The organism is Enterococcus sp. C102(2024), from assembly GCF_040888205.1.
In the GTDB taxonomy this organism is placed as follows: domain Bacteria; phylum Bacillota; class Bacilli; order Lactobacillales; family Enterococcaceae; genus Enterococcus; species Enterococcus faecalis.
In genome coordinates this window covers 63,322-76,471 of the sequence record NZ_JBFOHH010000002.1, presented here as the reverse complement: position 1 = coordinate 76,471, position 13,150 = coordinate 63,322, and the positions used below count along the sequence as shown (strand labels likewise).

At 37.6% G+C, this 13,150-nt stretch carries 13 protein-coding genes; 11 read left to right on the top strand and 2 right to left on the bottom strand.

What is annotated here, in order from left to right; all coding sequences use genetic code 11:
- Window positions 1-62 precede the first annotated feature (62 nt).
- Window positions 63-512 carry an arginine repressor gene (locus AB3I34_RS04960; RefSeq protein WP_002358881.1) on the top strand — a complete coding sequence of 150 codons (450 nt, stop codon included), beginning with the start codon at window positions 63-65 and terminating at the stop codon, window positions 510-512.
- A 17-nt stretch (window positions 513-529) separates the two neighbouring features.
- Window positions 530-2,203, top strand: a complete 1,674-nt coding sequence (gene recN / locus AB3I34_RS04955) for a DNA repair protein RecN (protein WP_010712184.1) — start codon at window positions 530-532, stop codon at window positions 2,201-2,203.
- A 90-nt stretch (window positions 2,204-2,293) separates the two neighbouring features.
- Here recN and AB3I34_RS04950 read toward each other — a convergent pair whose 3' ends face one another.
- Entirely contained in the window at window positions 2,294-2,404 is a 111-nt protein-coding gene (locus tag AB3I34_RS04950; RefSeq protein ID WP_002383399.1) for a DUF4044 domain-containing protein, read from the bottom strand.
- A gap of 67 nt (window positions 2,405-2,471) precedes the next feature.
- Window positions 2,472-3,437, bottom strand: a complete 966-nt coding sequence (locus AB3I34_RS04945) for a magnesium transporter CorA family protein (RefSeq protein WP_002387038.1) — start codon at window positions 3,435-3,437, stop codon at window positions 2,472-2,474.
- A 244-nt stretch (window positions 3,438-3,681) separates the two neighbouring features.
- Between AB3I34_RS04945 and AB3I34_RS04940 the strand changes: the two genes are divergently transcribed.
- The 9 genes from AB3I34_RS04940 (at window position 3,682) to AB3I34_RS04900 (ending at window position 13,030) form a co-directional block, all read left to right on the top strand.
- Window positions 3,682-4,074, top strand: coding sequence for a DUF3397 domain-containing protein (locus tag AB3I34_RS04940; RefSeq protein ID WP_002383401.1), 393 nt, complete (start codon window positions 3,682-3,684; stop codon window positions 4,072-4,074).
- Between the two features lie 233 nt (window positions 4,075-4,307).
- Window positions 4,308-4,793: a division/cell wall cluster transcriptional repressor MraZ gene (gene mraZ / locus AB3I34_RS04935; protein WP_002383402.1), complete on the top strand. Its 486-nt coding sequence runs from the start codon at window positions 4,308-4,310 to the stop codon at window positions 4,791-4,793.
- Window positions 4,794-4,807: 14 nt separating this feature from the next.
- Entirely contained in the window at window positions 4,808-5,764 is a 957-nt protein-coding gene (gene rsmH, locus AB3I34_RS04930) for a 16S rRNA (cytosine(1402)-N(4))-methyltransferase RsmH (RefSeq protein WP_002355891.1), read from the top strand.
- A 16-nt stretch (window positions 5,765-5,780) separates the two neighbouring features.
- Complete coding sequence (gene ftsL / locus AB3I34_RS04925) at window positions 5,781-6,188, top strand: cell division protein FtsL (protein WP_002358883.1); 408 nt, start codon at window positions 5,781-5,783, stop codon at window positions 6,186-6,188.
- Window positions 6,188-8,416, top strand: a complete 2,229-nt coding sequence (locus AB3I34_RS04920; protein WP_002381310.1) for a penicillin-binding protein — start codon at window positions 6,188-6,190, stop codon at window positions 8,414-8,416. The genes ftsL and AB3I34_RS04920 overlap by 1 nt, the downstream gene beginning before the upstream one ends.
- Window positions 8,417-8,442: 26 nt before the next feature.
- Window positions 8,443-9,408: a phospho-N-acetylmuramoyl-pentapeptide-transferase gene (gene mraY / locus AB3I34_RS04915; RefSeq protein ID WP_002355894.1), complete on the top strand. Its 966-nt coding sequence runs from the start codon at window positions 8,443-8,445 to the stop codon at window positions 9,406-9,408.
- 22 nt (window positions 9,409-9,430) lie between these two features.
- Window positions 9,431-10,801, top strand: a complete 1,371-nt coding sequence (murD, locus tag AB3I34_RS04910; protein WP_085443791.1) for a UDP-N-acetylmuramoyl-L-alanine--D-glutamate ligase — start codon at window positions 9,431-9,433, stop codon at window positions 10,799-10,801.
- A 4-nt stretch (window positions 10,802-10,805) separates the two neighbouring features.
- On the top strand, window positions 10,806-11,897 hold the full coding sequence (gene murG, locus AB3I34_RS04905) for an undecaprenyldiphospho-muramoylpentapeptide beta-N-acetylglucosaminyltransferase (RefSeq protein WP_002379204.1): 1,092 nt from the start codon (window positions 10,806-10,808) through the stop codon (window positions 11,895-11,897).
- Window positions 11,898-11,905: 8 nt separating this feature from the next.
- Window positions 11,906-13,030: a cell division protein FtsQ/DivIB gene (locus AB3I34_RS04900; protein WP_010818305.1), complete on the top strand. Its 1,125-nt coding sequence runs from the start codon at window positions 11,906-11,908 to the stop codon at window positions 13,028-13,030.
- Window positions 13,031-13,150 lie beyond the last annotated feature (120 nt).

Sequence of the window (13,150 nt, the reverse complement as noted above, 5' to 3'; positions counted from 1 at the left end):
TTAAAATGCATAAAAATAAGCTATGATGAGGGCAAGAGTAAACTGAAAAGGAGAGCGGCGCCATGAGAAAGCAAGATAGACACCGTTTAATTACACGTTTATTGACTGAAAAAAATATTCAAAAGCAAGAAGATTTTGTCAACTATTTACAAGAAAAGGGCGTAGCTGTTACACAAGCAACAATTTCTCGCGATATTAAAGATATGAAACTGATTAAAGTTCCTTCTGCAGAAGGGGGTTATCGATATAGCCTTCCATTAGAAACACAAGCTAATACGAGTGCTAAACTTGCAAAGCTTTTAAAAGATGCCTTTGTAGCTGCAGAACAAATGGAAAAATATGTCGTATTACGAACCATTCCTGGCAATGCAGCGGCGTGTGGTAGTTTAATCGAAAAGAATTACCAAGAGAAACTTTTTGCCGTCATCAACGATGATGATAGTGTTCTCATGATTGCACGAACTGAGGAGGCGGCAGAAAAACTTCATAAAGAGCTGTTAAGCTATCTATAAAGAATGAGGTGAACAAGATGTTACAAGAACTTTCCGTGAAAAATTTTGCGATTATCTCTTCGTTACAATTAGAGTTTCAAATGGGTATGACCGTTTTAACGGGAGAAACGGGTGCGGGGAAATCCATCATTATTGATGCAATGGGATTACTCACAGGCGGACGTGGCTCCAGTGACTATATTCGTCAAGGAGCAAATAAATGCACCTTAGAAGGACTTTTTTCAATGCCGAAAAGTCAAGAATTAAAGCAATTATTAGAAGAATTAGGTATTGAAACAGAAGAAGATTCTTTAGTGATTCAACGAGATATTTCCGCTTCTGGTAAAAATGTTTGCCGTGTCAACGGACGAATTGTCAACATTACTAATTTAAAAAGAATTGGGGAATATTTAGTAGATATTCATGGGCAAAATGAACATCAAGAATTGATGCAAAGTGAACGCCATATTGATATGTTAGATGAATTTGGTGGGAAAAAACTTTTAGCAGTCAAAGAAAAATATACACAGGCGTATCAAGAGTATCGCGCACTCGAAGCCAAAGTCAGAAAGCGACAAAAAAATGAAAAAGAATTTGCCCAAAGAATGGACATGCTTCATTTTCAAAGTGATGAAATTGCTAATGCACAGTTAGTGGCTGGTGAAGAAGAACAATTGCTAGAAGAACGCAATAAACTGAACAATTTTCAAAAGATTGCTGATGCACTGACGATTAGTTATGCCGCGCTAAATGGTGAAGACGATAGTAGTTTGGATAAAATCGGAACAAGTATGAATGAACTCGCTTCGATTGAATCCCTTGATCCAGAATATAAATCATTGTCAGATACTGTTCAAAATGCCTACTACTTACTACAAGAAGCTAGTGGAGATCTTTCTAGGTTGATTGATGGCTTAGAACTAGACGAAGGTCGCTTGAATGAAGTAGAAAATCGTTTGGAATTAATCCGTCAAATGAAACGTAAATATGGCGATTCAATCGAAACGATTTTATCTTACTATGAAGAAATCACCAAAGAGTTAGCAGAGGCTGATTTTTTGGAAGGTGGTACAGGTGACTTAGAAGCGTTGCTTGCAGAGAAACAACAAGCCGCTCATCAACAAGCATTAGCTTTACGAAAAGAACGAAAGCGCCTAGCCAAAGAGCTCGAACAACAAATTTTAACCGAATTAAAAGAACTATATTTGGAGCGAACTGAATTTGAAGTCCGCTTTACAGAACTTGAGCATTTACAAGAAAATGGCTTAGACGGAGTAGAATTTTATATTACTACTAACCCAGGGGAACCATTAAAACCGTTAGTTCGGGTGGCTTCTGGCGGAGAACTTTCGCGAGTGATGTTGGCTATGAAAACAATCTTTTCTCAAACGCAAGGGATCACTAGTATTGTTTTTGATGAAGTGGATACAGGAGTTAGTGGCCGAGTAGCACAGGCGATTGCCGATAAAATTTATCAAATTTCAGAAAATTCGCAGGTGTTGTGTATCACGCACTTGCCACAAGTGGCGGCCGTTGCCGATGAACATTATTTTATTGAAAAAGAAATTGTGGCGGGGCGGACAGAAACAAGCGTCCGAATTTTATCTGAAAAAGAGCGAGTAAACGAAATTGCGCGTATGCTCGCAGGAAGTGAAATTACGAAATTAACCATTGAACATGCACAAGAGCTGTTGGCGATGGCGAAAAAATAGCCGCTCTATTTGAGCAAGTAAAAAAACAGCCCTTTCAATTGATAGAAGGGGCTGTTTTTTTACTTTTAATGTGTGAAAAAGTTCTCCAGTTTAAAGACTAAGAATCGCTGTTAAAACAGTTGAACCTACAATTGCGATCAGCATTAGCCAAACCACGACTTTCGTGATTTTTGAAAAGCGACTTTGTTCTTTGTCGTTCATAAATGACACGTCCTTTTTAATTTCTGCTAATAGTGTACAACCTTTTCCTGAAAACAGCAACCTAAAGTTATAAGAGATTCTTTTTCTTTAAAATTCGAATACTAATTACGCAGATTAAGGTAGTGATGGCAAAAATAATCCAAAAAGAATATTCATGCTCTGCAAAAGGGAGTTTCACATTCATGCCGTAAATTCCTCCGATGATGGTCGGAATGGTCAGGACAATTGTTAAGGATGTTAAAATTTTCATGACATTATTTAAGTTATTTGAAACGATTGCTGAAAAAGTATTACTAATGTTATCAACTAATTTTAGTTGTATTTTAGTCGTATTCAGTCCTTGTTCTAGTTCAATCAGAATATCCCTTAAAAATGGCAAATGTTTTTCTGGATGATTAAAAATTTCAGCGCTATATAAACGTTTTAATACTTTTAAATTATCCGTTAAAGCTGCTTCGAAATAAACTAGACTTTTTTGAATGTCCATAATCTGATACAATTGACTATTTTCTGTGGCTACTTGGAGCTCTCCTTCAAGTTTGTTGGTTTGTTGGATAAGTGCTTGTAAGTTTTTATTGAAGGAAAGGGCCATCTTCCATGAAAGGGCTAAAATTAAGGCCTTCTCAATAGAAAGATCTTGATGGGTGAACGCCTCTTTTTGAATCCCATGAACGATGTCGTTAGGCCCATTGCTAACAGTAATTAGTTTGTTATCGATGGTTGCGATTAAAGCAATCGGCACCGTTTCTACTTGCAGATAGCCACTAGGACTGATACTAGCTTTGGGATAACGAAATAAAAGTAACGTAGGCGTTTGTAATTTTTCGTGGCGGAAGCCTTCCACTCGAGCATTTTCTTCATCATCTAAAACGCCGGTAAGATAATCTGTTGGTAAGTGGTATTGATTGACGAGACGCTCGATTTCTTCTTCTGTAGGAGATTCTACCGAAATCCAACTTAGGGCTTCATCGTCTGGTGAACAAGGTTCAAAATAGTCATTTTTCAATAATAAATAATTAATCAAAAGATTCACCCCGAATCAACATTTTTTGTTCTAAATCCATTATAATAGAAGTATGACACAATACGAGAAGAAAAGCTTATAAAAAACATTCAAAAATAAGTGGCCGCGATAGGTGAGGCCTCGTTTTGAAAATGGTTTGATAAGTAATCCGTTTTTTATATGAAAAAGCAAGCAAAAAGGGCTTTTAGCACATATATTTAAACGAAATGAAACATCTGTGTAACGTTGATGAAGTATAGTTATAGCAGGTGGAATGAAAGGATTTGTTGAGAGAATGGTGTCGTTTTCGGCAATAATGTTATTTTGGTATATTTTTCCGGTAATTGTGCTCTTTGCGTGCAATTTTCTCGTGTCCACTTTTTCCCTAACGGAACGTTGGAAAATAAAAGCACCGGATTTGGCCATTCCGTTTTTATTCATAGGGATCCATGAGTTATCCAAAGATAGTTATGATGAATCGATTATGCCGTATTTTGTGATTTCTATTTTGTTATTAGGAGTCGCTGTTGCCCTGTTTCAAGCTTATTATTATGGAGAGATTTTATATAGACGATATTTCAAGATGTTTTGGCGGTTGACGTTTTTACTAACGTTTGTGTTGTATGTGTTGCTTATCTTGCTAAATATCAGTCATTATCTACTGTAATAAAGCGTGGAGACAATAGGGGAAATACGCTGTGGGAAAATGTCCCCCACAACTCCCCACTCCGTGGGGTTTTTTTGTTATTTGTGGGGTTATTTTATAAAAAACATAGTAAAAACCTTGTTATAATAACATTTTTTGTTGGGTGATGCTTGTTACATAAAACCCTGTAAATATTACAGAAATTTTAAATAACAGTTAAAAAATAGAAGTTTTTAGATTTATAGTGGTAGAAAGTGGTGGGATGTGGTAGACTTGTTCTATCAAGTGGAAAAGCGGGTGTATTGGCTATGCTTATGGGTGAATACCAACATAATATCGATGCCAAAGGCCGCCTAATCGTTCCATCAAAGTTTCGTGAGGAACTTGGTGAAAAATTTGTGGTAACGAGAGGGATGGATGGCTGTTTATTTGGTTATCCTTTAAATGAATGGTCACAACTTGAAGCAAAACTTCAAGAAATGCCCTTAGCTAAGAAAGATGCACGTACCTTTGTACGATTCTTTTATTCCGCTGCAACAGAATGTGAGATTGATAAGCAAGGTCGTATCAATATTCCGGCGAATTTACGAACACATGCCAGTTTAGAAAAAGGCTGTGTTGTTATTGGCGTCTCTAACCGAATTGAAATTTGGAGTGACGAACGTTGGCATGCATTCTCTGATGAAGCTGAAGAAAACTTTGATGAATTAGCAGAAACAATGATTGATTTTGGATTTTAGGAATGAGGCAAATGATGACTGAAGAATTTCGCCATTACACCGTTCTTTTAAAAGAAACAGTGGATGGATTACAAGTGAAGCCGGATGGTGTATACGTAGATTGCACACTCGGTGGTGCCGGACATAGTGAATACTTACTGACACAATTGAATGAGCACGGTCATTTATATGCCTTTGATCAAGACCAAAAAGCGTTGGCACATGCTAAGACTCGTTTGCAGAAATATGTAGACAAAGGTCAAGTGACCTTCATCAAATCAAATTTTAGAAATATTAAAGAAGAATTGGCAGAACACGGGGTGTTCCACGTTGATGGGATTCTATACGATCTAGGTGTTTCTTCACCACAATTAGATGAAGCAGAACGTGGTTTTAGCTATCATCAAGACGCGCCCTTAGATATGCGCATGGATCAAGACGCACCCTTGACGGCTCGCGAAGTGGTGAATACGTATAGTTATAGTGAGTTGGTAAAAATTTTCTTTCGTTATGGGGAAGAGAAATTTTCGAAACAGATTGCTCGAGAAATTGAACGTGTTCGCGAAAAGCAACCAATTGAAACAACAGGTGAACTCGTTGAGATTATTAAGACGGCGATTCCAGCTCCAGCAAGACGCAAAGGTGGACATCCTGCAAAACGAATTTTCCAAGCAATTCGCATTGCCGTTAATGATGAATTAGGGGCAGTTGAAGAGTCGCTAGAACAAGCAATTGATTTGCTAGCGAAAAATGGCAGAATCAGTGTGATTACGTTCCATTCGTTAGAAGATCGTATCGTTAAAACAATGTTTAAAGAATACAGTACGGTACAAGATTTGCCACCAGGCATTCCAGTGGTACCAGAAGAATTTCAACCAGAATTAAAAGTAATTACTAGAAAACCAATTTTACCAAGTGACAGTGAGTTATCTGAGAATAATCGTTCACGAAGTGCGAAGTTACGCATTGCCGAAAAAATAAAATCTAGATAGAGAGAGGGGTAGACACATGGCTGAATTGAAGAAAGTAAATGATTTCCATTATGAAGCACCAGAAATGGATCAGCCAACTGTGGCAACAGAGCAAGACAGAAAAATGCAAGAGGAAACACTACCTGTCCCCACTCTATTACCCAAAAAGAAACTAAAAAATGTCTCTTTACTAGAAAAATTAATCGGTGTTGTATTAGTTTGTGCAACGATTGGTATTGCAATTGCGACAATTCAAGTAAGAACGACAATTGTCCAAACCATGAACGATATTACAGAAACACAAGCAGTCATTAAAGAAAAGGAAGATAACGCTTTGAAATTGGAACAAGAAAGAAGCGAACTTTCTAAATCAGATCGAATCAAAGATGTCGCTAAAAAACAAGGACTAGAAAATAACGGCGACAATGTTAGGACTGTTAAATAATGAGTAAAAGACATAAATTTAAACAATTCATGAAAAAGAAAAACTTAAATCCGATGAACAATCGTAAAAAAGTAGGCATCATTTTATTCGCTACGAGTATTGGATTGTTCTTTTTATTTGCCTTTAGAACGACATACATTGTGGCAACAGGCAAAGTAGCCGGTGTATCACTAAAGGAAAAAACAGCTTCTCTATATGAAGGAAGCCAAGTGGTAAAAGCTAAGCGAGGATCAATTTTAGATCGATATGGTAATCCAATCGCAGAAGATGCTACTTCTTATTCGTTATATGTCGTATTATCAAAAAAATATACGGGACAAAATAATGAAAAGCTATATGCGGAGAAAAAAGACTTCGATGATATTGCTGAAATTTTAGCGAAATATACCAAACTAGACAAAAAAACAGCATTGAAATACTTGAATAATGGGATCCATGAAGATGGGTCAACACAATATCAAGTGGAATTTGGTACGGGTGGTCAAAATATCACCTTGGAAACACGCCAAAAAATTGAAGCAGATTTGAAAAAGAAAAAAATTTCAGGTGTTTATTTCAATGAACATCCAGCCAGATTATATCCCAATGGTCAGTTTGCTTCTCACTTTATTGGCTATACAAAAGCAGCCAATCCAGATGATGATAAAGAAGGCTTAGTAGGCGCGATGGGACTAGAACAGACCTATAATGATATTTTAAGTGGAACCGATGGCCGTGTGTATTTTGAAAAAGATATTTATGGCAATGCCTTACCAGGAACTGTGGCGGAAGAGAAAAAAGCAGTGGATGGTCAAGATATTTACACGACGCTAGATAGTCGCTTGCAAAATACCTTAGAAGATTTAATGACGCAAGTTAATGAAAAATATGAACCAGTTTCTATGACTGCCATGTTAATGGAAGCAAAAACAGGCGAAATTGTTGCCATGTCTCAACGGCCAACATTTAATCCTGAAACGAAACAAGGGTTAGACGATAATGGCACGTGGCAGAACCTATTAGTTGAAAGTCCTTATGAACCAGGCTCAACAATCAAATTATTTACAACAGCTGCTTCTATGGAACAAGGACAGTTTAATCCTAATGAATTATTCAATCGTGTTGGTGGAATTCAGGTTGGGGATGTAACTGTGAATGACCATGACTACACTCGGTTGAACGGCAAAGAATATTTGAATTATCGTCAAGCCATTTCTTGGTCTAGTAATATTGGTATGGTAAAACTAGAACAAAAAATGGGTGATGAAAAATGGATGGAATATTTGAAAAAATTTGGTTTTGGTACGAGCACGCATTCAGGTTTAAGTGGTGAATCTGCTGGTAAATTGCCAGGAACAAACTTTGTAGATAGAGCAATGTCGGCATTTGGTCAAGCAATTACGGTTACTAATTTCCAAATGATGAAAGGTTTCTCAGCTATTGCAAATGACGGTTCAATGTTGCAACCTCATTACATCAGCAAAATTGTTGACAAAAATACAGGAAAAGAAACGATTACGGAACCACAAATCGTAGGAACCCCAATCAAAGCGCAAACAGCTCAACAGATTCGTACGTACATGATTGATACTGTTGAAGACCCGACTTACGGGATTGCGTATGATATTTATAAAGTACCAGGCTATCATGTTGCTGCCAAAACAGGAACTGCCCAGATTTCAGATGGTAAAGGGTACGTTGATGGAGCAAGTCAAGTCTTGTCTTCTGTAGTAGAAATGGTCCCAGCGGATAATCCTGAATATGTTTTGTATATTACACTGAGACAAGCAAAATCAGGTTCGCCTTCAGAAGCAATGGCGGCAATTGCAAACCCATTAATGAAATTAGCGTTAGACATTAAAGAGACAGATCCGGAAACAACGAAAGTAGCTTCTGATAAAGTCACAGTTGCTGATTATAAAAATATGACACCAGCGGAAGCGTTGGCCAATGCCAAAGTGAACGGGGTGGATCCTGTGATTATCGGCGATGGTGAAAAAATCAAGAAGCAATCAACGCCGTCTGGTCAAACATTAATGCCTAATCAAAAATTGATTTTGATCACAAATGGAACGAACTATATGCCTGATTTAACCGGCTGGTCCAAGAGCGATGTTACCAAGTTTGGTGATCTATTAGGTTTGACTGTCGAGTTTAAAGGTGAAGGCTATGTGACGAAACAAAGTATCGCTGCTGAAACTGAAATTACGGAGAAAAAATTAACCGTGACTTTAGAAGGCACAGAATAATAACGTAGAATATTAGGAGAGATAACATGGAGTGGACACAGATTTTTATTCCCATAGTGGTGAGTTTTGCCATTACAGTGAGCGTAATGCCACTATTCATTGGCTATTTTCAAATGAAAAAACAAGGGCAGGTTACTCGTGAAGATGGCCCGACTTGGCATAGCGTGAAAACAGGTACCCCTACAATGGGGGGAGTCGTTTTCCTTGTAGCCAGCTTGATTACTTCATTAGCAATGGGGTTGTTCTTCCACCAATTTACGCCGTCTCTACTAATTATTCTATTTATTTTAGTATTATACGGTTTGTTAGGTTATTTAGATGATTTCATTAAAGTCTTTAAAAAACGGAACATGGGCTTGAATTCTCGTCAAAAATTAATTGGTCAAATTTTTGGTGGGTTGGTTTTCTACTTTGTTTATCGAAGTGAAGGCTTTTCAGACACCTTAGATTTGTTTGGAGTAGCAGAAGTTCCGTTAGGTATTTTTTATGGTGTGTTTATTATTTTTTGGTTAGTCGGTTTTTCTAATGCCGTGAATTTGACAGATGGGATTGATGGCTTAGTTGCTGGTTTAGGAACAATTTCATTTGGTACTTATGCAATTATTGCCTGGAAACAACAACAATTTGATGTTGTGATTATCTGCCTAAGTGTGATTGGTGGGCTGATTGGCTTTTTCCCTTATAACAGAAAACCAGCAAAAATTTTCATGGGTGATGTTGGTTCATTAGCATTAGGTGGATTGTTAGCAGCAATTTCAATTATTTTGCATCAAGAATGGACGCTACTTTTAATTGGACTTGTCTACGTTTGTGAAACAGCAAGTGTTATTTTACAAGTTGCTTCATTTAAATTATTTGGTCGACGGATTTTTAAAATGTCACCAATTCATCACCATTTTGAAATGTGTGGTTGGTCTGAATGGAAAATTGATTTTGTCTTTTGGTCTGTCGGTTTAATCTGTTCAGGAATCACATTATGGATTCTTTTCTAATCTATCAAAGGGGAAATTGACAATGAAAAAAATAACAACCTATCAAAACAAAAAAGTGTTGGTTTTAGGACTAGCTAAAAGTGGTGTCAGCGCAGCGAAACTCTTACATGAGTTAGGTGCGCTCGTTACCGTTAATGACGCAAAACAATTTGATCAAAACCCTGACGCCCAAGATTTATTAACCTTGGGTATTCGTGTTGTTACAGGGGGGCATCCAATTGAATTGTTGGATGAAGAATTTGAACTAATCGTTAAAAATCCTGGTATTCCTTATACAAATCCACTTGTGGCAGAAGCACTAACTCGGAAAATTCCTATCATAACTGAGGTGGAATTAGCAGGTCAAATTGCCGAATGTCCAATTGTCGGCATTACGGGCACCAATGGTAAAACAACCACGACCACGATGATTGGTTTACTGCTAAACGCTGACAGAACGGCTGGTGAGGCACGTTTGGCGGGAAATATTGGTTTTCCAGCGAGTACGGTGGCTCAAGAAGCAACGGCCAAGGATAATCTTGTGATGGAACTTTCTAGTTTTCAGTTAATGGGAATTGAGACGTTTCACCCACAAATTGCAGTAATTACAAATATTTTTGAGGCACACTTGGATTATCATGGTTCGCGGAAAGAATATGTTGCTGCAAAATGGGCCATTCAAAAAAACATGACCGCAGAGGACACCTTGATTTTAAATTGGAATCAAGTAGAGCTTCAAACGTTAGCCAAAACCACAGCTGCCAACGTATTGCCTTTTTCAACGAAAGAAGCAGTAGAAGGGGCTTATCTTTTAGAGGGGAAATTATATTTCAATGAAGAATATATTATGCCCGCCGATGAGCTAGGGATTCCTGGCAGTCACAATATTGAAAATGCACTCGCAGCGATTTGTGTAGCTAAATTAAAAAATGTATCGAATGCTCAGATTAGACAAACTTTGACAAACTTTTCAGGCGTTCCTCATCGAACGCAATTTGTTGGCGAAGTTCAGCAAAGACGTTTTTATAACGATTCAAAAGCAACCAATATTTTAGCTACAGAGATGGCGTTAAGTGGGTTTGACAACCAAAAGCTACTTTTACTTGCGGGTGGCTTGGATCGCGGTAACTCATTTGATGAATTGGTTCCTGCCCTGTTGGGACTCAAAGCAATTGTTTTGTTTGGAGAAACCAAAGAAAAATTGGCGGAAGCTGCTAAAAAAGCGAACATTGAAACAATTTTATTTGCTGAAAATGTTCAAACGGCGGTTACCATTGCCTTTGATTATTCGGAAAAAGATGATACTATTTTACTATCACCTGCTTGCGCAAGTTGGGACCAATACCCGAATTTTGAAGTACGCGGGGAAGCCTTTATGCAAGCTGTTCAACAATTAAAAGAAAGTGAAATGTGAGAAAATGAAGATACTAGTAACTGGTGGTGGCACAGGTGGGCATATCTATCCTGCGTTATCCTTCGTCGAACACGTCAAAAAAGAAGCACCTGCAACAGAATTCTTGTATGTGGGAACAGAAAATGGTCTAGAAAGTCAAATTGTGCCAAAGGCGAAAATTCCATTTAAAACGATTAAAATTCAAGGATTCAAGCGTTCGCTAAGTCCTCAAAATTTTAAAACAATTTATTTATTTTTAACAAGCATTAATAAAGCAAAAAAAATTATTCGTGAATTTCAACCAGATGTGGTCATTGGTACAGGCGGTTATGTTTCTGGTGCAGTGGTTTATGCGGCCCACCAATTAAAAATACCGACAATTATTCATGAACAAAATAGTATCCCCGGAATGACAAATAAATTTTTAAGTCGTTATGTGGATAAAATTGCGATTTGTTTTCCGGATGTCGCTAGTTTTTTCCCGAAAGAAAAAACAATTTTAACAGGGAACCCGCGGGGACAAGAAGTCGTAACGGTGGAAAAGTCAGCTATTTTATCAGAGTTTGGCTTGGATCCAGCAAAGAAAACGGTGGTTTTATTTGGCGGAAGTCGTGGCGCCTTGAAAATCAATCAAGCGTTTGAACAGGCCTTTCCTTTGTTTGAAGAGAGAGAGTATCAAGTTTTATACGCTTCAGGAGAAAGATATTATCAGGAACTTCAAGAAAGTCTAAAGTTTTCTGAAAAGAAATTGACAAACATAAGTGTGCAACCGTATATTGATAAAATGGTTGAAGTGATGGCTAATACCGATTTAATGGTGGGACGTGCAGGAGCAACCTCAATTGCGGAGTTCACCGCATTAGGATTACCAGCAATTTTAATTCCGAGTCCTTACGTCACGAATGATCATCAAACGAAAAACGCGCAAAGCTTAGTAAAAGTTGGTGCTGTTGAAATGATTCCAGATGCAGAATTGACCGGCGCTCGTTTAGTTGCGGCAATAGATGATATTTTATTAAACAATGAAAAAAGACAACAGATGGCAACGGCGTCCAAAGGGGAAGGCATCCCAGATGCAAGTGATCGTTTGTATCAAGTTGTGAAAACGTTAGTCTGAGATAGGAGGTGTGGAAGATTAGTAACGAGAACGATATATTCAAAAAAAGAAAACCATTACCTCCAAAAAAATCGGAAGAGTCTCAACCTGAACTGACACCTTGGCAAAAACAAAACCAAGAATATTTGAAGAAGCAAGCGGAAGAAGCTGCTTTAAAAGGTGAAAACGAACAAGCAGAAGTCACCATCACTTTACAAGAACAAAGTCAAGAAGAGCCTCAACAACATCTTCCACAAGAAACAGTGGAAGAAGAGGAGCATTTTGCAGATCGTTTACCGAACGTTAAGAAAACACGGAACAAGCGCTTATACAGGCGTTTAGCCTTTATTTTAACTTGTTTAGGGACAGCCATTTTAGTGGCATTGTATTTTGTTTCGCCTCTTAGTCGATTGAGTGAAGTAACAGTTTCAGGCAACAAAAGTGTGGAGAGTCAAGCGATTATTCAGCAGTCAAAACTTGAAACGGGCAGTGGCTTATGGGAGCAGTATTCAAATAGAAATTATTTTTCTGCAAATATTCAGAAAAAGTTTCCAATTATAAAAAAGGCGAACATTAAGTTAAATGGTATTAATTCATTTAAAATTGATATTCAAGAGTATCAAATTGTCGCTCTTGCTGCGACTAAAGGCGGCTATCATCCGATTTTAGAGAATGGTAAAACTTTGGCGGAAACCACCAAAGCTGCTGAAAGTGGCAAACCAATTTTTGAGAATTTCAAAGAGGATAAATTAATCCCTGAATTAATGGCCTCTTACAACAAATTACCTCAAGAAATTAAACAAGGAATTTCAGAAATTAAATATGCACCATCCAAAACCAATAAAGACTTGATTAATGTCTATATGAATGATGGAAATCGAGTGATTGTTAATATTTCTGATTTAAGTGAGAAAATGGCTTATTATTCACAAGTAGCCGAGCAAATGGACAAACCTGGAATCGTTGATATGGAAGTCGGCATTTTTTCTTATCCGTATGAAAAAGAAAGTGAAGAAACGGGCAGTGAAGTTTCCGAAGATTCAGCGGTTGAAAATCAAGAAGTTGAGGACCCAAATGCAGGCGTAGCAACGGATGAAGCGAATAACGGTACGCCTACAAATGGAGAAAATCAAGAAGTGCAACAAGCAGAATAAGTTTTTTACAAAAATGTTTCAAAAATTAACGAACAAATTCGTATAATCTGCTTTCTAAAACCCCCATTTTTATGGTAAAATTGGAAGAAGTGAATAATACTAAAAAAGAGATAGTTAAAC

What these genes read in the sequence shown, in the direction of transcription:
- AB3I34_RS04960 (WP_002358881.1), top strand. Translation starts at nt 63, where the DNA reads ATGAGAAAGCAAGATAGACACCGTTTAATTACACGTTTATTGACTGAA.
- recN (WP_010712184.1), top strand. Translation starts at nt 530, where the DNA reads ATGTTACAAGAACTTTCCGTGAAAAATTTTGCGATTATCTCTTCGTTA.
- AB3I34_RS04950 (WP_002383399.1), bottom strand. Translation starts at nt 2,404, where the DNA reads ATGAACGACAAAGAACAAAGTCGCTTTTCAAAAATCACGAAAGTCGTG.
- AB3I34_RS04940 (WP_002383401.1), top strand. Translation starts at nt 3,682, where the DNA reads ATGAAAGGATTTGTTGAGAGAATGGTGTCGTTTTCGGCAATAATGTTA.
- rsmH (WP_002355891.1), top strand. Translation starts at nt 4,808, where the DNA reads ATGACTGAAGAATTTCGCCATTACACCGTTCTTTTAAAAGAAACAGTG.
- ftsL (WP_002358883.1), top strand. Translation starts at nt 5,781, where the DNA reads ATGGCTGAATTGAAGAAAGTAAATGATTTCCATTATGAAGCACCAGAA.
- AB3I34_RS04920 (WP_002381310.1), top strand. Translation starts at nt 6,188, where the DNA reads ATGAGTAAAAGACATAAATTTAAACAATTCATGAAAAAGAAAAACTTA.
- mraY (WP_002355894.1), top strand. Translation starts at nt 8,443, where the DNA reads ATGGAGTGGACACAGATTTTTATTCCCATAGTGGTGAGTTTTGCCATT.
- murD (WP_085443791.1), top strand. Translation starts at nt 9,431, where the DNA reads ATGAAAAAAATAACAACCTATCAAAACAAAAAAGTGTTGGTTTTAGGA.
- murG (WP_002379204.1), top strand. Translation starts at nt 10,806, where the DNA reads ATGAAGATACTAGTAACTGGTGGTGGCACAGGTGGGCATATCTATCCT.